The 21923-nt window shown below is 49.4% G+C and carries 21 protein-coding genes and 2 tRNA genes; 10 read left to right on the forward strand and 13 right to left on the reverse strand.

Features of this window, described 5'->3' with window-relative positions; all coding sequences use genetic code 11:
* Positions 1–126: 126 nt before the first annotated feature.
* From MR847_RS01300 to MR847_RS01335, 8 genes are read left to right on the forward strand one after another with little or no spacing between them, the layout of a single operon-like run.
* Positions 127–2520 (forward strand): TonB-dependent receptor plug domain-containing protein, encoded by a 2394-nt coding sequence (locus tag MR847_RS01300; RefSeq protein WP_287722733.1) that lies wholly within the window; start codon positions 127–129, stop codon positions 2518–2520.
* Positions 2504–4114, forward strand: a complete 1611-nt coding sequence (locus tag MR847_RS01305; RefSeq protein ID WP_287722735.1) for a hypothetical protein — start codon at positions 2504–2506, stop codon at positions 4112–4114. The genes MR847_RS01300 and MR847_RS01305 overlap by 17 nt, the downstream gene beginning before the upstream one ends.
* A 44-nt stretch (positions 4115–4158) precedes the next feature.
* Positions 4159–4962, forward strand: a complete 804-nt coding sequence (locus MR847_RS01310; RefSeq protein ID WP_277000527.1) for a DUF3450 family protein — start codon at positions 4159–4161, stop codon at positions 4960–4962.
* A gap of 1 nt (position 4963) precedes the next feature.
* A complete protein-coding gene (locus MR847_RS01315) occupies positions 4964–6508 on the forward strand; it encodes a MotA/TolQ/ExbB proton channel family protein (RefSeq protein WP_287722736.1) in 1545 nt (514 codons plus the stop codon).
* Positions 6509–6525: 17 nt separating this feature from the next.
* Positions 6526–7182: a MotA/TolQ/ExbB proton channel family protein gene (locus MR847_RS01320; protein ID WP_287722738.1), complete on the forward strand. Its 657-nt coding sequence runs from the start codon at positions 6526–6528 to the stop codon at positions 7180–7182.
* A gap of 8 nt (positions 7183–7190) precedes the next feature.
* Positions 7191–7595, forward strand: a complete 405-nt coding sequence (locus tag MR847_RS01325) for an ExbD/TolR family protein (RefSeq protein ID WP_100424369.1) — start codon at positions 7191–7193, stop codon at positions 7593–7595.
* 5 nt (positions 7596–7600) lie between these two features.
* Entirely contained in the window at positions 7601–8239 is a 639-nt protein-coding gene (locus MR847_RS01330) for a TonB family protein (protein ID WP_287722740.1), read from the forward strand.
* Entirely contained in the window at positions 8232–9281 is a 1050-nt protein-coding gene (locus MR847_RS01335; RefSeq protein ID WP_287722742.1) for a tetratricopeptide repeat protein, read from the forward strand. Before MR847_RS01330 ends, MR847_RS01335 begins: the two co-directional genes overlap by 8 nt.
* Before the next feature lie 115 nt (positions 9282–9396).
* Here MR847_RS01335 and MR847_RS01340 read toward each other — a convergent pair.
* The 9 genes from MR847_RS01340 to MR847_RS01380 all read right to left on the reverse strand — a co-directional run bounded on the left by MR847_RS01340 (position 9397) and on the right by MR847_RS01380 (position 15128).
* A tRNA-Leu gene (locus tag MR847_RS01340) sits at positions 9397–9481 on the reverse strand.
* A 335-nt stretch (positions 9482–9816) separates the two neighbouring features.
* Positions 9817–9901, reverse strand: a tRNA-Leu gene (locus MR847_RS01345).
* Positions 9902–9926: 25 nt separating this feature from the next.
* On the reverse strand, positions 9927–10310 hold the full coding sequence (gene secG, locus MR847_RS01350) for a preprotein translocase subunit SecG (protein ID WP_100424366.1): 384 nt from the start codon (positions 10308–10310) through the stop codon (positions 9927–9929).
* A gap of 24 nt (positions 10311–10334) precedes the next feature.
* The gene (gene tpiA, locus MR847_RS01355; RefSeq protein WP_106520126.1) at positions 10335–11096 is read right to left on the reverse strand and encodes a triose-phosphate isomerase; all 762 of its coding nucleotides are present in this window, start codon (positions 11094–11096) and stop codon (positions 10335–10337) included.
* Between the two features lie 106 nt (positions 11097–11202).
* On the reverse strand, positions 11203–11631 hold the full coding sequence (locus MR847_RS01360; protein WP_100424364.1) for a hypothetical protein: 429 nt from the start codon (positions 11629–11631) through the stop codon (positions 11203–11205).
* Between the two features lie 70 nt (positions 11632–11701).
* A complete protein-coding gene (locus MR847_RS01365) occupies positions 11702–12325 on the reverse strand; it encodes an ABC-type transport auxiliary lipoprotein family protein (RefSeq protein WP_100424363.1) in 624 nt (207 codons plus the stop codon).
* Positions 12326–12340: 15 nt separating this feature from the next.
* Complete coding sequence (locus tag MR847_RS01370; protein ID WP_106520124.1) at positions 12341–13264, reverse strand: MlaD family protein; 924 nt, start codon at positions 13262–13264, stop codon at positions 12341–12343.
* A gap of 9 nt (positions 13265–13273) precedes the next feature.
* Positions 13274–14053, reverse strand: coding sequence for an ABC transporter ATP-binding protein (locus tag MR847_RS01375; protein WP_100424361.1), 780 nt, complete (start codon positions 14051–14053; stop codon positions 13274–13276).
* Between the two features lie 7 nt (positions 14054–14060).
* Positions 14061–15128, reverse strand: a complete 1068-nt coding sequence (locus tag MR847_RS01380; protein ID WP_287722749.1) for an MlaE family ABC transporter permease — start codon at positions 15126–15128, stop codon at positions 14061–14063.
* A 123-nt stretch (positions 15129–15251) separates the two neighbouring features.
* Between MR847_RS01380 and MR847_RS01385 the strand changes: the two genes are divergently transcribed.
* Positions 15252–16235, forward strand: coding sequence for a hypothetical protein (locus tag MR847_RS01385; RefSeq protein ID WP_100424359.1), 984 nt, complete (start codon positions 15252–15254; stop codon positions 16233–16235).
* On the opposite strand, the gene MR847_RS01390 is transcribed toward MR847_RS01385, so the two are convergent.
* The 3 genes from MR847_RS01390 to MR847_RS01400 form a co-directional block, all read right to left on the reverse strand.
* Positions 16173–16934: a hypothetical protein gene (locus tag MR847_RS01390; RefSeq protein ID WP_287722751.1), complete on the reverse strand. Its 762-nt coding sequence runs from the start codon at positions 16932–16934 to the stop codon at positions 16173–16175. The two genes, MR847_RS01385 and MR847_RS01390, sit on opposite strands and share 63 nt — an antisense overlap.
* Positions 16935–17089: 155 nt before the next feature.
* A complete protein-coding gene (gene recA / locus MR847_RS01395; RefSeq protein ID WP_106520122.1) occupies positions 17090–18196 on the reverse strand; it encodes a recombinase RecA in 1107 nt (368 codons plus the stop codon).
* A gap of 44 nt (positions 18197–18240) precedes the next feature.
* Positions 18241–19518: a CinA family nicotinamide mononucleotide deamidase-related protein gene (locus MR847_RS01400; RefSeq protein ID WP_287722753.1), complete on the reverse strand. Its 1278-nt coding sequence runs from the start codon at positions 19516–19518 to the stop codon at positions 18241–18243.
* 160 nt (positions 19519–19678) lie between these two features.
* On the opposite strand from MR847_RS01400, the gene MR847_RS01405 reads away from it, so the two are divergent.
* Complete coding sequence (locus MR847_RS01405; protein ID WP_146139525.1) at positions 19679–20755, forward strand: DUF5683 domain-containing protein; 1077 nt, start codon at positions 19679–19681, stop codon at positions 20753–20755.
* Positions 20756–20766: 11 nt separating this feature from the next.
* On the opposite strand, the gene MR847_RS01410 is transcribed toward MR847_RS01405, so the two are convergent.
* Positions 20767–21396: a histidine phosphatase family protein gene (locus MR847_RS01410; protein ID WP_287722757.1), complete on the reverse strand. Its 630-nt coding sequence runs from the start codon at positions 21394–21396 to the stop codon at positions 20767–20769.
* Between the last annotated feature and the right edge of the window lie 527 nt (positions 21397–21923).

The raw sequence follows: 21923 nt of genomic DNA on the forward strand, positions 1-21923 counted from the left end.
TTCCCCTCAGTGTAGGATTAAAAATCCCCTGTACGAAAAAATTCGGAACGAAGCGTTTCATTTGTTTGTTATCTTCTGCTTGCTGTGAATAGAATTGTTCTTTACATCCTTCTTTTTTTCGCGGGTATGGTCGCCGCTCAAGAGAACGCTCGTACGGAAGCTCTTGAAAGAACGATTCTTTTTTACGGCATGGTGCAAGATTCTTCTTTTGCGCCGGGCGAAAAGCTCAATGTGGAAATCCTCGAGACCGGAGAAGCGATCCAGACAGTCGTCGGGGAAAACTTTTTTGTAAAACTTCCCGAAGATACGCTCTGGAATGTCTGCGTTACGAATTCGGATACGTCAGGGGCAGAAAAAGAAAAATGCTATGAGCTAGTGTATCACGGTCAAGACAGTGTCTTTAGCATGGCGTTTGGCGACAGTGCTGTCATTGCGAGTGAAACTTTACGAGACTCTGGAACTTGTTGCAGTAGTCAAGTTATCCCCTCCGAGGAGAAAAAATCCGACGTAGACGTCGACGACCTCTTGGCGGCCTCGAATTCCCGAGTGACAGAAATGAAGAAGGTCGTGGTGCAGCTTCGGCGCCGGCCCAAGCGCAAGGCTGGCGAATCTGTCGTCACGGCAAAGAGCATCAAGCGCATGCCGGGCCTTGCCGAAGCGGATGTGATCCGGAGCATTCAGGCCCTCCCGGGTGTTGTCGCGAGTTCGGACTTTAGCACAAAGATTTATGTGCGCGGTGGTGCTGCGGACCAGAACCTTTTTCTTTACGACAACTCGGTCGTTTATTCTCCGACGCATTTCTTTGGACTTTTTAGCACGTTCCTGGTAGAAACGATTGACGAAGTCCAATTCTACAAGAGCGGTTTCCCGGCGCAGTACGGCAACCGCTTGAGTTCCGTCCTCAAAATGGATGGCCGTGCCGGGGGCTCGGATTCTGTGGAAGAATGGCTTTCGAAAACGAGCGTGAAAATCAGTACCTTTGCAGCCCAGCTCCATACGGAAGGCCACATGGGAAATGCCCGTTGGGTCGTGGCCGCACGTCAAACCTATATCGGATACATGCTTGCTTTATTGCGCTGGCTAGATGCGGTTGATCTAGATGTGGATTATGAATTTACGGATATTCAAGGAACTTTACTGTATGATTTTGATCCGGATAATCGATTGAAATTCAGCTTTTATGTGGGCTGGGATAAGCTGGCCTTCGATCCGCTTTACATGGATTGGGGAAACGTCGCCATTCCGATCAATTACTTCCATCGCGATGGAAACTGGGAATACAACGCGACTCTTGCCTTTAGCCGTTTCTACCAGACAATGCAAGTTTCGGACATGATCGATATCGGCATGGACCTCTTTACTTATGCGGGAAAGCAATGGATCAATTATAAAGGGTTTGACGATCACACGCTGACTTTTGGTTATGATCTGGAATATGACCAGTCTGAATTTTATGAACATGCGATGAGCGTAAAGCTTGTCGATCATCAGTATCCGTTCCATCATGTGGGATATTTGCAAGATGCCTGGAGATTAGCGGCGGATTGGACCCTGACTTACGGCGTGCGTTTGAATTACCAGACTCTTGCCGAACATTTTGGCGTGGAACCGCGAGCTTCCTTGGTCTGGCAGATGACCGACCGTCAACGCTTTGAACTTTACGGCGGACGCTATTTGCAGTATATGAATTCAATCATGTTCAGCGATCAGGAATCCTTGAACGAATTTTACTATCCGATCGTAACGACTTCGGATGGTCGCCACATGAAGCCTGCTAGTTCTTACCTTTTTGCTTTGGAATATTCACATCGGGACTTCATTTTCAATGGTTACAATTTTACGGCCGGAGCCTATTACAAAACGCAAAAAGATCTAAAGACATTCACCATGGCGCAAGATTCGACGGATGAAACGACGAGCGATGATTTTGTGATGGCGGATTATTTTGGAACGGCTCGGGGTTATTCTTTTGGTTACGAGCTTTCGCTGCGTAAAGATGAAGGCTCGTGGTTTGGAGGCATTAACTGGAGTCAGAGCGTGAGCGTTGTCCGCTCGGATGACGGCACGGATGCTTATTTTCCGAATTGGCATCAACCTTATGCGCTTAAAATGGATGCGGGTTTGAACTGGCGCGGTAAAGATGGAATGTTTGCCCCGAATGCAAAGACTTATTTCCGCTCGTCCATTATTTTGAAGTATTCGGCGGGAATGCCGATGACGAATTACGTGGGTTATTTTTATGAAGATCGTGTCGATCCGCAAGTCTATTCGGATGCGATTCAGGTGGTCCCGGGAGGCCGAAACGAAGGCCGCCAATCGGATTACTTCCGCATTGACGTGAAAGTGGTGGATTGGGGAAAAGAAAATAAATGGAATTTTAGTTGGACAATTATCAATTTGACAAATCATGAAAATCTGTTCTATAGTTTCTACGATACGAGTGAGAACCCTCCAAAGAAAACGAATATTTATCAGTTCCCTTATTTGCCGGTGATGCTGAACTATGAGTATTATTTCTAAACCGTGTCGTGGCGAACGTCTCCCGTGTCATTGCGAGCGCAGCGAAGCAATCTCTTTCCGCGTCCTCGCGATTTTCCTCTGCGCGTTCCTTTTCTCGTCCTGTAGCGATTTCGACGGCCCCTGGTCTTTTTACCCGGAAGATTCTGTTGCCTACAAGGGCATTTATACGCACGGCTATGTGGTCGCCGGTCAAAAACCTCATATCTGTTTTTCAAAACTCTATAACCTCGATGAATCCGCTTCGGAAAATTTTGCCTTTTACGACAGCGCCGCTGTGACGGTTTCTGGAAAATTCTCAAATGGGGATACGCTTGTAGAACTTTCTAGCATTTCGAATAAGCCGAACTGCTTTACGACAAATGCCGAAGCTTTGGGAGTTGTCGGGGAATCCTACACGATGAACGCGGCGTTCAAGTGGGACAGTGCCGGGGAAAAGGTGAAATCGCAATATTCTGGCGTGGCGAAAATCCCGACAAAGCTCTCGGCAAAGAGCATCACGCCGCCGGGCAAAAAAGTCGTCAGCGACCAGAAACCGATTCTCAATACACATGAATACTTGGACTTCGATTACCAAGAATATCCTTATGATGCTTACACCTACAACATCGGCATGGATTACGATACGACCGTTCAAGGCATGCTCTTGACGCTTGCATACAATGCGGACAGCGATTCGAACGGCGAATCCATGAATACGACGATGTTCCATATGCTCGAATCCTTCCTCGACGAAGATTCTTCTGGCTACTATGGCTTTACGATGCTCGATGCGACGGAAAAGACCCGCTTGTTCGGCTTTGAGTCTCGCTTAAAAATCGGTGACTTCTACAATCTCGATACGATGTTCATAACGGGAATGCAACTGCCGATTGGAAAGTCCACAATCAAAATTTATGCTGTCGATCAAGCGTATGCCGATTATCAAAACTACCTGCTCGAAAGCTTTGAAGATCCGCGTGTGAAATCGCGAACGAACATCGAAAATGGAAACGGTGTTTTTGCGGGGATGCTTGTGGATTCCGTTTTGATGAATATTCACTCGGACGATTACATTACCTACAGCTATGCGCGCGTTTATGGTTGCGATAATCACAAGGATGCCGATGGGGATGAGGATCCTTGGAATACCAAGTACTGCCGACTTTTCCAGGAAACCTATTGCTCGGATTCTTCGACGGTCGTGAAACCGATCCCGACGTGTTATCCTGTGGCTGTAAAACTTGCGATGTTGCACGATAGCTCTTCGTGGTCGGTATATTTGCCGGACACGCTTTCGGAAGTTTCGGCCAAGCAGGAGGCTTATGCGGATGGCCTAAAGCGATACTGTGTTTCTAGCAATTTCAAAAGTACATCGATTGCAGATTGTGGACAAATCTATGAAGAATGTCAGGTTGCACTCGACAGCAATTCATGCAAGGATTACATTTGGAAGTGGTGCTCGGATCGCGATTGGGATCTTTCGGCTTATCCGCAATGTGGAACAGCGCTTGTCAGTGAATTCTATAGCAAACAGCTGAATTCCAGCGTTCTTCAAAGAGTTGTCGATCTTTGGTGCAAAGAAAACGAAAATGATCCGCAGTGCAAAAGGGAATGATGATGAACAGGAAAAGTAAAATGCCGCATTTTAGGAGCTTGGCCTTGGGCGCTTTAATATTCGCTGTGGCTGGATTTGCCGATGTCGATTCCGACATTCGCGATTTGCAGTTGCAGAAAGAAACTCTCCAAGGTGAAATCCAAAAATTAAATGCCCAGATTTCTGCGACAGATTCCATGCTCAAAGCCGACGACAAACGATTTAAGACTTTGCAGGAACGTTTCTTGGCAGATTCGGAACGCCGTAAAGCGGAAATCGATTCGCTGAATTCCAAAATCAAGAACGTGGCTTCTCAATTGCAGGAGGAGCGTTCCAAGCAGGCGCGGGCCAAGAACCGTAGCGAAAACGTCAAGGCAAAACGAAAAGCGCTTTCGCTTGCGCTCTTCGCCATCAGCAAACAGCTAGAAGCTCAAATCGAACAGACGATTCCTTGGGAACGTGAAGCCCGCCTCGATCGGGCCAAGGCTCTTTCTCGGGATCTGGAAAGCGGAAACGCATCTGCGGAAGAAGGCTTTTCTCGCTTAAAGGCTTTGATTGCGGAAGAAATCAAATTTGGCGATGAAGTTGCGATCATCCATTCTCCGCTAACGAGAAAGAATGGGGAACTGATCAATGCCCAGATTTTGCGCATTGGAAACCAGTGGATGGTTTACGGCGATGACAATGGAACCGTCTACGGGGCGCTTGTTCGAAAAATGGAAAACGGAAACATTTCGTATGAATGGAATGAGGACTTGAATTTGCAGGAACGTAGTGCGGTCAAGTTCGCTTTGGATGTGAAACAGGCAAAGAAGCCTCCTCAGATGGTGACGCTTCCGGTCAGCCTTTCGATTGTGGGGAGGAACTAAGATGTTGTTTTCTACGAGTCATACGGATTGCCACGTAATCCTTCTTGCGTTGCTCCTCCTTTCAACGAACGCCTTGGCGTGGCCGTGGTCTTCGGACAAGAAAAAGAATCTAGAAGAACAGGCGCGCATCCAGGATTCCTTAAAGCGCGAAGAACTGAAAAATTTACAGCGTGAAGTCGATGCGCTTACCCGTATCCGTTTGCAAAAAGCGGATTCGCTTGAAAAGCTCGAAGCGGAACATTGGAGAAAACGTTATGCGGAATCGGAACTTTCCGAAGAACATCAAGTGGCAACGCGGGAACTCGACGGACGTTATTCCAAGCTTTCGACAGATCTCGGTCGTGTCAATGAAGAAGTTCTCGCGAGTAAAGAACTCACGTCCGATGCGGAAGAAAAGGCGCTTTCTGACGAGAATGCCTATGACGCACTTCGGATGCAGATAAAGCTTTCCATCGATAAGACGCTGGGTGACGTCACTGGAGATTACCCGCTTGGCATGAACGATCGCCTTCTCCGTTTGAAAGAAGCCGAAAATGCTGTAGAAGGCAAAAATCCGAATGCGCTTTCTGCAGCCCGGATCTTTTTAGGCGATCAGCTTTTACGTCATGAGATGACTTATTCCCAGTCGTTTGAAAATACCATTTCGCAGATCGGTTCTCGTCCCGATGTAAAAGTGAACCGCTTGAGACTCGGCACGGTCTTTTTAGGCGAAGTCGCCTTGGATAATCAAAATGTCCAGGCGCTGATTCGTTCAGGAGCGTTGCAGGGAAAAGTCTTTGAATGGAATTCGAACCTTCCTCAGGAAATGGCTTCCCAGATTCAGAAGGCGGTTTCGGAAGCGGGGAATTCTTCTGTCGAAGTCGCGGTTCCCATCGATGTGTTGCAGAATAAGGCGGTCAAAAATTCGATTACCGATACTCAGGAGCTTTCGTTTATCGAACAAGCCAAAGCCTTTTTTAAGAAAGGCGGCATCGTGATGTATCCGCTGATGTTGGTGGCCATTTTTGCGCTCCTTTTGAGCTTGGAACGCTTTATCGTTTTAACTCTGCGCGGGCGTATTCGCAAGCAGATGATGAATCGGTTTAACGTTTATCTTGAAAATTCGCAATTTGAAGAAGCGGCGGAACTTTGCCTGAAAGAAAATACGAGCTTGTCGATGGTCCTCTTCGCTGTTGTAAATAAGGCACGAGAAAATCGCGAGGCTGCCGAAAAGGCTTTGCAGGAAGCTTTGCTTCGGGAACAGCCAAAACTGGACCGTCGCATGGGACTGCTTGCGGCTATGGGGACCATTGCGCCTTTGCTCGGGCTTTTGGGAACGGTGACCGGTATCATTACGCTTTTTAACGTGATTACGGAAGTCGGAACAAATGACGCGCGGGTTCTCGCCGGAGGCATTTCGGAAGCGCTCGTCACGACGGAAACAGGTTTGATTATTGCAATTCCAGTCATGATCTTGCATGGACTTCTCAGTGAAAAAATCGAAAAGGTCACGAGTGAAATGTATGTGCGAAGCACATCCCTTTTAAATCAACTGTTTGAAAAATGAAAAAATAGAGCTCCATCATGTACGTTTTCATAGAAGCTTTACAAAGTACGTTCCTCGCCGGCGGATCTGTGATGCTCCCGATCATTCTCACGGGTGTCATCGGCTTCTATTATCTGTATTCCACGTGGATGCGCATCGGTGGAGATGCTTTCCGCAAAGACGTTTACAAGATTGTGGAAATGCTCCGCAACGATTTGAACATACGTGCGGAAGATCCGCTCCGTTTTGCAAGCAAGCATCTCGGGCTGCGGGGCGGAATCGTTTCGAGGGAACTGCGGCTCGCGTTGAATGTGGCAAAGGACACGCCTGAAAAATATCGCGAATATATGCAGGTCCGCATGATTAAAACAGTGCAGTATATGCGGCAGGGAACTCACATCATCTCGGTGATGGCTGCGGCTGCGCCTTTGCTCGGGCTTCTCGGAACGGTGACGGGAATGGTCTCGACATTTGAAGTCATTACCTTGTACGGCAACCAGAATCCGGTCCTCATGGCGGACGGGATTTCGGAAGCGTTGATTTCGACGCAAAGCGGTTTGCTCGTTGCGTTCCCGCTGACGCTCTTAAAACAGCGCTTGGACGAACGCATTGAATATTTAACGGAACAGCTTGAACTCGGCGCAACGATCATCGAAAACTATATGTCCTTGCAAGCGACGCCCAAAGCAACCTAGGAATTTTTATGAACTTCAATCTTCCCCGTAAAAAGCAAAAAGATATGGGCATCGATATGGGCCCTCTGATGGACATCGTGTTCATCTTGCTCATCTTCTTTGTCGTCACATCGAGCTTTACCCGCGAAACGGGCGTCGACGTCACCAAGCCGCAGGCACAAAGCGCAAGCCAGCTGGAAAAAGAAAACCTTCTCATCGCCATCACACGCGAAGGGACGATCCACATCAACGAACGTCAGGTGGATCTTGCCAGCCTGCAAGACATCTTAAAACAGTCCTTGGCCAAAACGCCGGATCGCGAAGCGGTGATTATCGCCGATAAAGGCTCCGAAACAGGCGTTCTCGTTCAGGTCATCGATGCGTGCAATTTAAGCGGCGTCAAAAAAGTTTCGATTGCTGCGCAGGCGGAATAAACCCTATGATCCGAAAGATTCTCAAAAGATTCTCGGTTTTGATCGTTGCGATTTTCAGTAGCTGTCTTTTGGTGTTTTCGGTGACGGTGGCGAATCTCTTTTTGCAGGGAAAGATTTTTAATGAGAGAAAATTTGTCAAGACCGAAGTCGCCGTGAAAAAAGTGGAAGAGGTCCAAAAGAAACAGGAACAGAAGAAGCCCGCCCGTAAACCGAATCGTCAAAAATTGAATTCCCGCTCGCCTAAAGCAGGACCGCGGATGGCGATGAATTTGGGCGTGGCCGGTCAAAGTGGGGGAGCGGCAATTAGCGATGAATTGGTCGCCGATTTTAGAGGCGGAGCTTTGGCAAATGAAAACGGCGACGTGGATAAAAAGCCTTCCAGCCGAGCGATGCCTCAGTTTCAGGTCCCTCCGCAAATTCGCGACCGCGAAATCGATGCGATGCTTCGTTTAAGTTTTTGCGTGGATGCAAGCGGACACGTTTATGATATCCGTGTAGTCGAAGAATCGCCTGCGGGATCGGGGCTTGCCGATGCGGGCAGAGAGGCTTTGAAACGGATGAGTTTTGAACCTGCAGAAAAAAATGGGAAAGCGGTCCCGTTCTGCGGAATGGAACAACCGTTTGAGGTCAAGTTCCGTGATTAAACGTTTTCTGACATTGCGAGCATTCTTTGCCATCGCCTTCTTCACCGCCTTTGCCTTCTCTGCGCAATCCGCCGCCGATCTCATGGACCGCGCGAACGCTCTTTACCGCGGGGGCAAATTCAAAAATGCAATCATCCTTTACCGTAAGGCCGCTGACCGTGGCGCCGATCCCGTCGCCGTCAGTTTCAACATCGCGAACAGCTACTATCAAACTGAAAAGTTTCCCGAAGCCGCTGCGAATTATCGCAAGGCCGTAGACTATTCAAACGGGACGTTCTCTCCGGCTCTCTTCAACATGGCGTCCGTTTACTTCCGCTTAAAGCAGTACCCGGAATGCATTGCCGCGTACCATCGCGCGCTCAAGCTTGAACCGGATAATGTTTCGGGGTGGCTCTATCTTGGAGAAGCTTACAGCAAAACAGGCGACAAAATCGGAGCGCTCAAGGCTATCGAAAAAGCCTACGCCTTAGTCAAGTCCGATATCAGTTTCGTGTACCAGCTTTCCGAAGCGAACATCGCTGTGGGCGATTTTGAACGCGCTATTTCCGTGATTCGCGAAGGGTACAGCTCCCATCCCGAAGAAATCGATTTTTTGGTGTATTTGGGAGACGTTTACCGACTGCAAAAGGATTACGAGCAGAGCGCTGGAAGTTACCGCGAAGCTCTGAATATTCGCCCGGATGACGTGAATACGATGTACAAGCTTGCCGACGTCCTGGTTGAAGATAAAAAGCAATTCGTTGCGATGGATGTTCTGGCGAACATTCTCCAGATCCAGCCAAATTTTACCGATGCGGCAATCTTCCTTGGTAACGTTGCTTACGATACCCGCTTCTTTGAACGCGCGGAAACCGCTTACGAGCAGGCTGCAAAAAACGGTAGCCCAGAAGCCGTTTTCGGCTTCAAGAATCTCGCTTACGAAGCACGTCTGCAAAAGCGTTCAGATGAGGCTTTGCGCCTCTTAAAGCTCGCGCAAAAATATTATCCGGCAGACGCCACGCTTGAAGCGGAAATTCTCGATATCGAAAATCCGGATCGTTGATTCCAATTTGGAATGAAGAAATAAGACAGTCTTTCGTTTTGCGCTTTAAGCCTTGGAACTTTTGGGAATGCCGTATAAAGCAAAAGGTCCGATTCTTTTCAGAACCGGACCTTTATGCGGTCGGACAGACTTGAACTGTCAAGCGATTGCTCGCACTAGCACCTCAAGCTAGCGTGTCTACCAAATTCCACCACGACCGCGTTAGAATTGGTTACGTGCGGTAATATAGAATAAAATCGGAATTTTGTCAAAAGGAATCGTGCAAAAAAATGAAAAATCTTTAACTTTTTAGATCCCCAAAATCCAGACTTAGACGTTCGTTTTGTATTGTCGAACTTCCAAAAGTTTTGAAGGAAAAAAACATCGCTGCGGGAATCTTTGACATCGAAAATCCGGAACATCCAATCTTTAGATGGAAAAAGATACCTGCATTGCCGCGAAGCATCGGACAGTCTTTTTTTGCGTTTAGAACTTGGAACTTTTGGGAGTGCTGTATAAAGCAAAAGGTCCGATTCTTTTCAGAACCGGACCTTTATGCGGTCGGACAGACTTGAACTGTCAAGCGATTGCTCGCACTAGCACCTCAAGCTAGCGTGTCTACCAAATTCCACCACGACCGCGTCAGAACTTGTTCAAACGCTTAGGTTACTGTGCGGCTGGAGCCGGTGCTGCCGGAACGGCTGCTGGTTCTGCTGCGGGAATCGTTGCAGCCGGAAGCTGCGGAACTTCTTGCGAAGTAGCGGTCTGTTCGGCAGACTGCTTCAAGGCAGAAGTGGACTTTGCCGAACGATCCTGCTGGATAGTCATATAACCCAGAGCGAAGACGAGCACCAAATAAACGATGCCGACAATCCGCGTAAGCTTCTGAACGAAAGTAGCAGCTCCTGCTGTCGAGAAGGCAGACTGGGAAGTCATTCCGCCGAGACCTGCGAGACCGCCCATCTTGTCATTCTGAAGGAGAATCAGCATGACGAGGAAGAGGCAAAGGAAGACGTGGATTACGATTCCGACCCAAAAAAGTGTAGACATGTTCTGATTTACCTTGCGCTTAAATTACTTAGCTTCTGCTGCGTCGATGATAGCCTTGAAAGTGTCAGCCTTGAGGCCAGCACCGCCAATGAGACCGCCGTCGATGTCCTTCTGAGCGAGGAGGCCCGGAGCGTTTGCACCCTTCATGGATCCACCGTACTGAATGCGCATGCCTTCAGCAACAGCTTCGCCGTAGATTTCCTTCACGACGGAACGTGCGTAAGCCTGCGTGTCCTGAGCCTGTTCGTCGGTAGCGGTCACGCCAGTGCCGATAGCCCAAACCGGTTCGTATGCGAGAACGCACTTTGCAGCGTCTTCAGCGGAAACGTCCTTGAATGCGCCCTTGATCTGCAGACCGAGGATTTCCTTCAAGATGCCGCCGTTGCGCTGCTCGAGAGTTTCGCCAATGCAGATAATCGGCTTGAGGCCCGCTTCGAGGGTCTTCTTGACCTTGAGGTTCACGGTTTCTTCCGTTTCATGGAAGTACTGACGCTGTTCGGAGTGACCGATGATCACATATTCTGCTCCGATTTCCTTGACCATGTCGATGGAAACCTTACCGGTGTATGCGCCCTGGTCCTTCCAGTGGATGTCCTGGATAGCGAGCTTCACGTTGGTGCCCTTGATGACATCTGCAACCTTTGCAGCGGCGAGGTAGGTCGGAGCAATGACGACTTCAGTCTTCTTCACGTCCTTGACAGCTTCCACGATATCCTTAGCGAGCTGAACGCTTTCGCTAACGGTCTTGTTCATCTTCCAGTTACCAGCAATAATATACTGACGCATTATGTTAACTCCTTCAATAGGGTTATTGTTTTGAAATTCGAAGTCAAATGTAGAAAAAAAGCGCTGTCTTGGAACAACGCTTTTTCAAAAGGTCTAGAATTTGGGATTAATAGACGTTTTCTAGGCTCTTCTTCGGAGGCTGAGAACCACCGTAGCGGTCTCCTTCGATTTTTTCGAGCACGAGTTCGTGTTCATAGCCCTTCAAACGGACAATTTCCGGCTCCTTCCACTTGAGGCGGGTGATCAGGTTGCCGTCTGTCGTGAGGTATTCCCACACATAGCCGTCTTGCATTTCGCGGTCAGGAGGTCCCCAAAGAAGGTTCACCATTTCCTGGGTCATGCCTTCTTCGATGTAGCCCTGGAGGAAGATATCCTTCAGGCGCTTTTCAATGCCCATGCTTTCCTTCGTCGCGAAGTATTCGCGTTCGTACTGTTCCACGCCGCGTTCGACGAGGACCGGGGAAGAATGGCGGCTATTGCACGCGGAAAGGCTGAGAGCCGCAAGTCCGAGTACGATCAACTTATTCCACTTCATAATCGCTCCTAAAAATGCGTTTTAACCTTTTGTAAGATAAAAAAATTTTCTTTTGACCGATAGTAAATTTTTACTGCACTTCGGAATCCGGAGCTTTCATGCTTTCTAGGAGCTTTTCGATTTCCTGGACGGCATCTTCGGCATAGCGATTGACGAGTTTGGACGCGGATTTTGCGATTTCACGCGGTTCGGAACCTTCCAACGGTTCCTTTTCGTCATAGACTTTTTTCCAGAGGGTCGAATCCTTTTTTACATCGCGGAAGGCGAGTTCGATCGCGACGCGGGCGTAGCGGTCGGTCGAATCGTTGTCAACTTCTTCGATCGCCATCAGGAATCCGGTGAATTCCATGTCCGGCATTTCCGTGGCGCGCTGTTCTACCTTTTCAAAGAGTCCACTCTTTTGCAGGTCTTCGGTGAATACGTTTGCAATCTGATGAGCTGGGGAAGTCGCCCACAGGTCGTGGTTGTATGCCATAAAGTCATACGGGGATTCGCGGTAGACGATGTTCGAAGAATTGTACGCCGGATCAACGGTGAATTTTTTCACGACGACCTTGTACGGATAGCTTTTGGAAGCCTTGACGGAAAAGTCCGAAGCGAGCGTGTAATACCGCGTGAGCGTCGCCGAACTGGAACAGGCGGAAAGGAGAAACATCGAGAGGGCGAGGGCAGAAGTCAGCAAAGATTTTTTCATGGGAATTACCTCGGGTTAGCGACCGGCTGGAGCTTCGGAACGGATGAGCGCAGACGGATTCTGCTTGATCTTTTGCGAGAAGTCGTTCAGGTTCGAAAGGACCGCGTTCAGCTGATCCAAGACTTCGGACAGGCGACCCTGATTGTTATACAGGGCGAGGTCCGCTCTTTGGGAAAGATGGTTCACGGATTCCAGAGCGGAAACCAGGTTATCGTTGAGGGACTTCGTGTCGATGACGTCGAGCTTTTCCTGGAGAAGCACAAGGTTCGTTTCGAGCTTCTTCGCGATCTGCGCCTGTTCCACGTCGTCGAGCGTCTTGTGCAGGGAGGTTGCCGCCGCTTCGATTTCCTGCATCGGTTTTTGAGCGTTGCGGGTCAATTTGCTTGTGTTTTCGCTCGTCTTTTCCAAGTTCTTGAGTGTGTTCGAAATCGCCTGGGCGTTTTCATCGGAAAGGATTTTGTTCAGCTGTTCAAAGATCCTTTCGATGCGTTCCACCGAGTTGCCTGCTTTGCCAAGAACCTGGGTAATCGCATTCGGAGCGGCAGGAACGTAACCGCCTTCGGGAATGTCCTGTTCGCCGACCCGTCCGCCCGAAAGAACAAGATCCTTTTGGCCGGTAAGCGAAATGCCGTGCGTCATCTGGGCGCGGGTGCCGGTCTTGATCGGCGTGTCTTCGCGGACGTTAAAGCGGACGACGACATTGTCGAGGTTCGTGCTGTCGATATAGATGTCGGTGACGTTACCGACTTCGATACCGTTCAGCTTCACCTTCGCATCGATCGAAAGGCCGATGACCGATTCCGAAAAGATCGTGTAGTAATCGGTCTTGTGCTTGGACAGCTGCTGCTGGGCGATAAAGACCGTAAAGCCGATTGCCAGTCCCAAGCAGATCAGTAGAAAAATGCCGAGTCGGATGCGTTCTGTTCTTGTGGTATCCATAAAAACCTTTTAATTCTCAAACTCAAAATGGATGAATCGTTTGTTCACTACAGGATTGTCGTGCTCGCGGGCAAAGAACTTGTGAATGACTGGAATGTCGGAGTGGAGACCTTCATCCAAGGTTCCATCCATCAAAATGTTTCCGTTCTGCAGGTAGATGAACTTGTCCGTAATCGTTTTGATACTTTCCAGTTCGTGCGATACGATGATGACGGATACGCCGAGCGTATCGCGGAGTTCTAGCAGCAGTTCGTCGAGCGAACGGGACGTGACCGGGTCGAGACCAGCGGAAGGTTCGTCGCAAAAGAGAAGCTCCGGTTCAAAGGCGATGGCGCGGGCAAGAGCCGCACGCTTGCGCATACCGCCCGAAAGTTCCGAGGGGAACTTGTAAAAGGCGTTCAGCAGGTGAACCTTTTCTAAACGGTCGGCGACGATTTCGTTCAGAGTCGTCTGAGCGAGCTTCGGATAGCTGCGGCGCAGCGGAAGGGCGACGTTTTCGGCGACGGTCAGGTTTGTGAGCAATGCGCCACCTTGGAAAAGGACGCCCATGCGACGGCGCAGTCTGTCGGGAATCGGCTCCTTGGTCTGGATTTCTTCGCCAAAAAAGGAAAGCGTTCCCGAAATCGCATGCTCGAGCTTTAGAATATTGTTCAGAAGAGTGGACTTGCCGCATCCCGAAGCACCGAGAATCATTCGGATCTCACGAGGCTGCACGGTAAAAGAGATATCCTCTAGGATAATCTTTTGACCGTAACCGGCGCGGAGATGTTTGACGTCAAGTGCGGACATAGAACCTTTAATAGAAGATGAACGAGAAAATGGCGTCGGCGATGATGATGCCCGAAATGGACGTCACCACGCAAGAGGTGGTAGCTTTGCCGACAGCGTCTGCACCACCGCGTACATTCAAACCCTTTTGGGCTGCGACAAGGGCAATGATCCATCCGAAGACGAGAGACTTGACCATGCTCTTGAGGATCAACGTGACGGTGATGCCGTCTTTCAGCGAAAGGATATAGTTGTACGGGGAAATCTCACAGACGAGATCGGCTACGATCATTCCGGCAAGGCATCCGAAGATCGAGGAACAGAACGAAAGAATAGGGACCGCAACGCTCAGCGCCTTAAAACGGGGGAGCACCAAAAACTGGATCGGGGGAATACCCATGGTCCGCAGCGCCTTGATTTCTTCTGCAACGGTCATACTCGCAATTTCTGCGGTAATCGAGCTTCCCGAGCGCCCCGCCAGAATAATCGAACTCAGAAGCGGTCCGATTTCGGCGAACATCAAAAATCCGAGACCGCCGGCGAGGTAAGAACCGCCGCCCACCGCATTCAGCATAAACGAGCTTTGGAAGGCAAGCGAAAAGGCGATCAAAAAGACGAGTAGAAAAACGATACCGCAGGCGTTACTGCCCAAACGGAACAGTTGGAGCGAGGTGCCGTGAAACGGAATGTGGTTTTTATCGAAAACTCGGGAGAATGTCCAGTAGATGCATTCGCTTAAAAGGTAAGCAAAATTTTTAAAACCGTCCAAAATGTAGAACCCACGCTCGCCGAGCTTTTCGATAAAGCTCATCTTTTGGCTGTCGTCTTTTGGGGGAACGATATTGACCGTGAGTTTCGAAAGTTTTTCGCGAATCGGGGCGGCAAAGCCTTTGAGTACACAGCGCCGGTTCAAATTTTCAGCGGCGGTGGCGATGTCAGCAAGGAAGGTTTCCCCGAAAAAATCCAGGGATTCGACAGCCGAACCGTCCAAACGAAGGTCGCCATGGCGTAAAATGCGATGGCAACGCTTTTGGAGGGTTGCGAGATCCTTCGGAGAAATATCCCTCGGGAGTGAAACTGTCGTAAAATTATCCATTGTGCTTCAATTTAGAAAAGAAAAGCAGACTTCTTGACGGAATTCGTTTGTAATGCGATAGAAACGGATAGATTGCGGATGAATTGATTTAAAAAAGCGCAAAATATTTTTACTTTTGAACTGATGAATTTATCCCGTTTGTGCAAAAGAGTCGGACTTGGTGCACTGTTGCTTGGCAGTAGCGTGTTTGCAGACATTTTTGACATGAACGGTCTTTACCGCTTGCAGTACGGTCCGAACCTTTCTTACAACATTTCGGCGAATACGCCTTTTGTCTGGGGTCAGTGGCTGAACCAGGCGACGGGAACGATCTCGTTCAACTGGATTGAACCGCTTTACGAGTTGCCGTATGGGAATGTCTTGGATGAGGATGCGGCTTTTTTACGCGTCTCCGCGGAAATAGAGCTTTCTCCGTTCTACGGAGGGTTCCGCGTCGGTTTGGGCGGTCGTCCGTTTGCGATGAATCCGCAGATTGAAGCACGATTCCTGTACGAGCATTACACGTACTTCAATTCGAATGTGGAAATAACCTTGGCTAGCAGTGCGGAAAACGGGAACATTGCGGATTCCTGGAATGCGGACTGGATTACGGACCGTGTCTATTCCGATGAAGCGACCGTCGATTTTATGCAGAATTTTGCATTCTACTTCGACCTTGAATATGCGTTTGGCGAGGATGCCATTCTCGGTATCGGCACGCATTTCACCTTGGTCGATATCAGCACGCCGTTTGAAGGAAAAAGTTACGATTACCGCCGTAACATTCCGGTCTTTAGCCGGGATTATATCATTGATTTAATCGCTTACACCTATATTCCGCTGACGAAAAATTGGGCGGTTGCCGGTTATTTGAACCAGTACAACACGGGAAATTCCCGCTCTTCGAGAAATACGTATCTCAAGGAACCTCTCAGCTACACGATTTCTTTGTTAGGACCTTCGCTGCGTTGGGGGGATAACAAGGAAAGCAAGCTGACTCTTCTCGGCGGTTTCTGGCTACGTGAAAAGAAACGTTTTTACAGCGGAGATCTTTCGCAGCAATTCCTAGTGCATTTGCAATTTCAGCGGAACTTCAACTTCGCTATCCAGCCGGTTCCAAAACACTGATTCCGTTTTGTATATTTTTTGCAGATGGGGAGTTTTAGGCTCTTCTATTTTCGGAAAGGGCTTCGCTTCTGCCGGCTTGTAAATGCGGAACGCTGTCCTTGTCCAGAGGCTTCCGGTGTAATCATTGCCTTCAAAATCGATGATGGTTGGAACAGTGATAGCGCTGTACTCCTTCCAGGAGTGGATGTGGAGCTTGCGAGTTTCACCACGGGGGCCGTTCATCTGTAAAGAATCCGGCTGAGATCCGAGGCCTTTGACAATGGAGTACCATGCTTGGGAATAGGCGGTGTACAGGACTGCGGAATCGTTGTGCAGACTGTCGTAGCAGAGGTAATTTCCGCGGGCGAGCAGTTCAAAGTCGTCCCATTTGAGAGGACTTTCGCCGATGTATTCCTTGAGATGGTGCATGGCCATTTGACGGCGCACATTTTCTTTTTTGAATTCGAGATAGCGGAAGTCCGGGGTGGAAATATAGCGGTAAGATTCCTTGCCGGAGAGCGTGATGTCGAAAGTGTCCGCCTCATTTGGATGGTGACGCCAAATGATGTCCGTGTGGACGCGGGAAAATTCGCGGTTCACAAAACGTCCTTCCAAGGAAATCACGGCAGAAGTTCCGATAAAATCCTGCGGACACACGTCTGCTAAGGCAAAAACGCTGAAAAGATTTACAAAGAAAAAAAGAAACGCGGATGCTCTCATGACATCTGCAAAGATAGTTTTTTGAAATTCAACGATTGAATCAAGGCCCGAAATGCTTATAAAAAAGTCCTTTTCCCATTCGCGAGGCGGTCGGAATATGGCGAAACCGAAGCCAGGTTGGATTGGAAAAAGGGCTTTTATCAACGGAGCTCTAATTAAGCTTCTTCTGCCGTGGTCTCCTCGGTCACATCGTCGCCAAGAGCAAGGCCGTCTTCCTCGGCGATGTCGAACATCTTCACGTCCTTCATCTTTTCGCGGATCTTTGCGTCGATTTCGGCACAAATTTCCGGATTGCTCTTGAGGAAAAGGCGGGTGCTTTCGCGGCCCTGACCGATGCGTTCGCCGTTATAAGAGAACCAGGAACCGCTCTTTTCGACGACGTCCAGTTCCACGCCGAGGTCAAGGATGCTCGCTTCGCGAGAAATGCCCTGGCCGTAGAGGATGTCGAATTCGCACTGGGTAAACGGTGCGGCGACTTTGTTCTTCACAATCTTGACACGGGTACGGTTACCGATGACGTCTTCGCCGCTCTTGATCTGGGCGATACGACGAATGTCGATACGCTGGGAAGCATAGAACTTCAAAGCGTTGCCGCCGGTAGTCGTTTCCGGGTTGCCGAACATCACGCCGATCTTCATACGGAGCTGGTTGATGAAGATCATGCAGGTGTTGGACTTGGAGAGAATGCCTGTCAGCTTACGGAGAGCCTGGGACATCAAACGGGCCTGGAGTCCGACGTGGTTATCGCCCATTTCGCCGTTGATTTCTGCCTGCGGAACGAGGGCTGCGACGGAGTCGATGACGATAAGGTCGATGGCACCGGAGCGGACGAGGGTTTCGGCGATGTCAAGAGCCTGTTCACCGGTATCCGGCTGGGAAACGAGAAGCTGATCGATGTTGATGCCCAAGTGGCGGGCGTAGACCGGGTCAAAGGCGTGTTCTGCGTCGATAAAAGCAGCAACGCCGCCCTGCTTTTGGGCTTCTGCGATGGCGTGGAGCGAAAGGGTTGTCTTACCCGAAGATTCCGGTCCATAAATTTCGATGATACGGCCACGCGGGAAACCTCCCACGCCGAGAGCCATATCCAGCTGGATGCAGCCCGACGGGATCACCGGAATGTTCTGTTCCGGCTGGCCGCCCAACGTCATGATGGAACCCTTACCGAAGTTCTTTTCGATCTGGGCGATGGCGGCTTCGACGGCCTTGGCCTTTTCGCCAGAAAGCGGGGTATTGAGGGTTGCAGCTGCAGATTTCTTTGCCATGTTTTTATTCTCCAATTGATTTTTGTTCTTTGTAAATATATAAACTACTGAACTTTTGTGCAAGTGCTTTTCTGTTCATTTTCTTCGAGAATCGCACGGCGCAGAGCGTCCAGCACTTTAAAGACGCTTTTGCGACGGATTTGTCCACGATTCCCAGAAAATTTTTTGCAAAACGCGATTCTTTTACATTCCGAGACGACGGCCATCCAAACAAGACCGACCGGTTTTTCCGGGGTGCCGCCATCTGGGCCTGCGACGCCGGAGGTGGCGACCGCCCAGTCCGTATGGTACGCCTTGCGGGCGCCTTCGGCCATGGCGAGCACCGTTTCTTCGCTCACGGCTCCGTGGGCGAGGAGTGTTTCGTGCGGAACACCGACGATATCTTCCTTCGCTTCGTTCCAATAGGTGCAGGCGCCGCCTTTAAAGATTTCGCTCACACCGGCAAGGTTCACCATTTCGCTCGAAATCATGCCGCCTGTGCACGATTCCGCCGTCGAAAGCGTTTCGCCACGACCTTTAAGCAGCTTCACGATCTGTTCGGGAAGGCTTTTCCCGTCCGTCGAAACGACGCAAAGCTTGTCATCCAAGGCTTCGATCAGCTGTTTTTCGACAGCTTTCAAAACCTCTTCGGATTCCCGCGTATAGGTGCGGAAGATAATCGCATCATCCACGGGAAGGCTCGACCACGAAACGCCTGCGGGAAAGTTCACCTTTTGGAACATCTCCGCCATATTCGATTCGAAAAGTCCCGCAAGGCGCAACTCCCTGCAATAGAACGGCTTCACGCCTTTCGCCGCGAGGAATGGGACGATATGACGATCGAACATTTCGTGCGCTTCGAACGGAACGCCTGGAAGTGCGAAAAGAGTCACGCCATCTTGCGAAATGGAAAATCCCGGAGCTGTACCGACCGGATTCTCGAGAACCTGGGCTCCACGCGGAAAATACGCTTGGATCTTGTTCGCATCTGAATACTTCCAACCCTTGCTTTCGATGAAGGCGCGGATCGGGGCAATGCATTCCTCGTGGAATTCAAGCGGAGCCTTGAAGGTTTCTGCAACAAGATAGCGTGTCTTGTCGTCTTCCGTAGGACCGAGACCGCCGCCGAGGATTACCGTTTGGACATTCGCCTTGCGGATCATTTCCCAAGTGGCATTCCAGACGCTTGCGTCGTCCGGAAGGGTAATCTCGTAAGAAACTTCGAAACCGAGATCGCGCAGACGACCGGCCATCCAGTGGGCGTTCGTATTCAGCGTGTATCCCTGGGTGAGTTCTGTTCCCAAGTTCACGATCGCGACTTTGTTATCGATGTTGTTCTGCATTGTTTCGTTTTCCTTGTCCATAAGATAGCTATTAATTATGACAAAAAATGTCAAATTTGAAAATTGTGGAATTTTTTCTCTTTGACAGCTGAAAAGATAGATTTTGCCAAAGTCCTTTTTATTATAATTTGCCGTGATGCGATTTTCGGCTTCCTCATTTTTGCTTTTTTTTGTTTGGCTGCTTGCCTGTGCGGGTGTGGCTGTTGCCGCCGATGCAAAGAGTGTGACGGCGGACACGGCTAAAGTCGAAAAAGTGCAGAATCGGGGGGAAGATCCTCGGACGGAGGAAGACGAAGAAGATCTGGAAGATGCGGAAGATTCGGCTGGAGTCGAATTGGAAGAACCGGTGAAAATCGCGGAACGCGGAAAAACGGGCGTCGCCCGAATCGATTCCTTACAGACCTACGAATGGGACGTGGAAACGGAGCACAACTCGCTTCCGCTGACGATGCTCTTTAGTCTTTTTCCCGGCGGTGGACAGTTTTATACGGGGCATTATATCCGCGGTGGCTTCATCACGGCTCTTGAACTCGCTCTCGCTTACGAAGTGTTCATCAACAAGCGTTACCAAAAGAATCGCCGCTTTGACCAGGCAAAGAAATTCCAGGATTCCGTTTATACGTATTCCCGTAAAATGCTTCGTAATCGGGACAGCCTCTCGTATTTCCAGGCAAAACGGAACGAGTATGCGGAACAGATTCGCACGTTCAGCGACCATAAAATCGAAGAAGAAGATTTGCGCAAGTCCGAACTCACTTGGATGATCGGTATTCACATTTACAGCATCTTCGATGCTTACGGAATTTGGGTGAATAATCAGGGCCACAGCGTGGAATACCGCCCAGTGCTCGGCGCCTTGCTCCGTTCCTTTGTTCCGGGCTGGGGCCAGATGTACAATCAGGAATATGGCAAGGCGGGCCTTTTGTACATGGGACTTCTCGGCGCATCGGTCAGTATTTATTCGCGTCAGAACGTGATCAATTATTATTTGGACCGTAAGCATGCGCTCGAAAAGGAAAACCCTGCGAGTGAAAGCCTTGACCGCATTAATGAACAGATTCTTTACTTCCGCAAGAACCGCAACCAGTATATTTGGGGAGTCGTGTTAATTTATCTGTATTCGATTGGCGATGCCGTCGTCGATGCGATGATGAGCGATTTTGACAGCCCGGCGCATTTTGTGCTTGGACCGGACTTCCGGGGCGGTCTTGAAGCTTCGATAACTTTAGATTTTTAGGCGCCTGGATTTTACAGGCTCATGATGTAGTCGACGAGCGATGGCTGTTGCTTGCCGCCGTAGAGCGTTTCAAAGGAACCCTTGAGCTTGCCGTTTGCGTCGAGGTCGATTTCGAAACGGGTCACCATCGCATAAGGGAATTCCGCTTCTACAAATTGGGAATCCGGAAGTCCGCAAATGGAATGCTCGATTGCGGCGATCACGCCTGCATGCGAAACGAAAAGGACTTCCTTTTGGCCGTAAATGCTCTTGATGAATGCGCCGATGCGCTTGTCGACATCGTGAAAGGATTCGCCGCCTCCCGGAAAACGGAACCCGCGGAGGTCCGCCTTCCAGGCGTTCATCTGGTCTTTGGGAACATCGGAAAGCTTGACGTTTTCCCAAGCCCCGTAATGGATTTCCTTTAAAGCGTCTTGTTTGACGGCGGGAAGGTTCAGGGCTTCGGAAGCCCTTTCGGCAAGCTTGTAACAACGCTTTAACGGGCTTGCGTAAAGTTCCGTCGCTTTGCACTTTTCTTTTAAGACTTGAATCGCTGGAGGGAATTCTTCTGCAAAGGAAGGGGAAACATCAAAATCCGTTTGGCCGTAGCAGACGTCATTCGGATTGTAAGGCTTGGTGTGACGAAGAGTCCAAAGAATCATTTGCAGAATACCGAAAAAAGGCTAAAATCAAAAAGTCGAGTTCCAAAAGCTTTTAAAACAAAAATCCCTAGACTACCCATCCACATAAAAATTCACAAGTCCGTTGCTGCTCTCGCTCTGGCGGGTTGCCCGCAAACAATCATTGAACGGGGTCTAGGGATTACTCAATATAGAAAATTTTTCAAACAAATCGGAAATTTCTTGAAAAATCGTTTAAAACATGCAAAACGGTGTGCTTTTCCGCATAGAAGCCTGTAATAAGCCCTATACAAGTAAACAAAAAGAAAAAATGTTTTCAGAAATTTATAATTTTGAGGTAGGTTTGCAAAAATATTCTATGGGAAGGATGTGTTATGGTTGGTACTAAAAAAATAAGGTGGGGATTCTATATCTTCTTGGTTGGCATCGGCTGCATTCTAAGTCATGCAGCTGACGTTCGCCCTTTTTATTTTGAAAATGTCACGGCGGATGCCTCCATTCAGCAGCAGGAATGGGAAAAATTGATGAAGTACAAGCTTTGGGGAACC

It is taken from the genome of Hallerella sp., assembly GCF_022776125.1.
Classification (GTDB): domain Bacteria; phylum Fibrobacterota; class Fibrobacteria; order Fibrobacterales; family Fibrobacteraceae; genus Hallerella; species Hallerella succinigenes.

What these genes read in the sequence shown, in the direction of transcription:
- MR847_RS01380 (WP_287722749.1), bottom strand. Translation starts at nt 15,128, where the DNA reads ATGGATAATTTTACGACAGTTTCACTCCCGAGGGATATTTCTCCGAAG.
- MR847_RS01390 (WP_287722751.1), bottom strand. Translation starts at nt 16,934, where the DNA reads ATGAGAGCATCCGCGTTTCTTTTTTTCTTTGTAAATCTTTTCAGCGTT.
- MR847_RS01315 (WP_287722736.1), top strand. Translation starts at nt 4,964, where the DNA reads ATGTTGTTTTCTACGAGTCATACGGATTGCCACGTAATCCTTCTTGCG.
- secG (WP_100424366.1), bottom strand. Translation starts at nt 10,310, where the DNA reads ATGTCTACACTTTTTTGGGTCGGAATCGTAATCCACGTCTTCCTTTGC.
- tpiA (WP_106520126.1), bottom strand. Translation starts at nt 11,096, where the DNA reads ATGCGTCAGTATATTATTGCTGGTAACTGGAAGATGAACAAGACCGTT.
- MR847_RS01370 (WP_106520124.1), bottom strand. Translation starts at nt 13,264, where the DNA reads ATGGATACCACAAGAACAGAACGCATCCGACTCGGCATTTTTCTACTG.
- MR847_RS01320 (WP_287722738.1), top strand. Translation starts at nt 6,526, where the DNA reads ATGTACGTTTTCATAGAAGCTTTACAAAGTACGTTCCTCGCCGGCGGA.
- MR847_RS01365 (WP_100424363.1), bottom strand. Translation starts at nt 12,325, where the DNA reads ATGAAAAAATCTTTGCTGACTTCTGCCCTCGCCCTCTCGATGTTTCTC.
- recA (WP_106520122.1), bottom strand. Translation starts at nt 18,196, where the DNA reads ATGGCAAAGAAATCTGCAGCTGCAACCCTCAATACCCCGCTTTCTGGC.
- MR847_RS01385 (WP_100424359.1), top strand. Translation starts at nt 15,252, where the DNA reads ATGAATTTATCCCGTTTGTGCAAAAGAGTCGGACTTGGTGCACTGTTG.
- MR847_RS01330 (WP_287722740.1), top strand. Translation starts at nt 7,601, where the DNA reads ATGATCCGAAAGATTCTCAAAAGATTCTCGGTTTTGATCGTTGCGATT.
- MR847_RS01410 (WP_287722757.1), bottom strand. Translation starts at nt 21,396, where the DNA reads ATGATTCTTTGGACTCTTCGTCACACCAAGCCTTACAATCCGAATGAC.
- MR847_RS01360 (WP_100424364.1), bottom strand. Translation starts at nt 11,631, where the DNA reads ATGAAGTGGAATAAGTTGATCGTACTCGGACTTGCGGCTCTCAGCCTT.
- MR847_RS01375 (WP_100424361.1), bottom strand. Translation starts at nt 14,053, where the DNA reads ATGTCCGCACTTGACGTCAAACATCTCCGCGCCGGTTACGGTCAAAAG.
- MR847_RS01300 (WP_287722733.1), top strand. Translation starts at nt 127, where the DNA reads ATGGTCGCCGCTCAAGAGAACGCTCGTACGGAAGCTCTTGAAAGAACG.
- MR847_RS01400 (WP_287722753.1), bottom strand. Translation starts at nt 19,518, where the DNA reads ATGCAGAACAACATCGATAACAAAGTCGCGATCGTGAACTTGGGAACA.
- MR847_RS01325 (WP_100424369.1), top strand. Translation starts at nt 7,191, where the DNA reads ATGAACTTCAATCTTCCCCGTAAAAAGCAAAAAGATATGGGCATCGAT.
- MR847_RS01305 (WP_287722735.1), top strand. Translation starts at nt 2,504, where the DNA reads ATGAGTATTATTTCTAAACCGTGTCGTGGCGAACGTCTCCCGTGTCAT.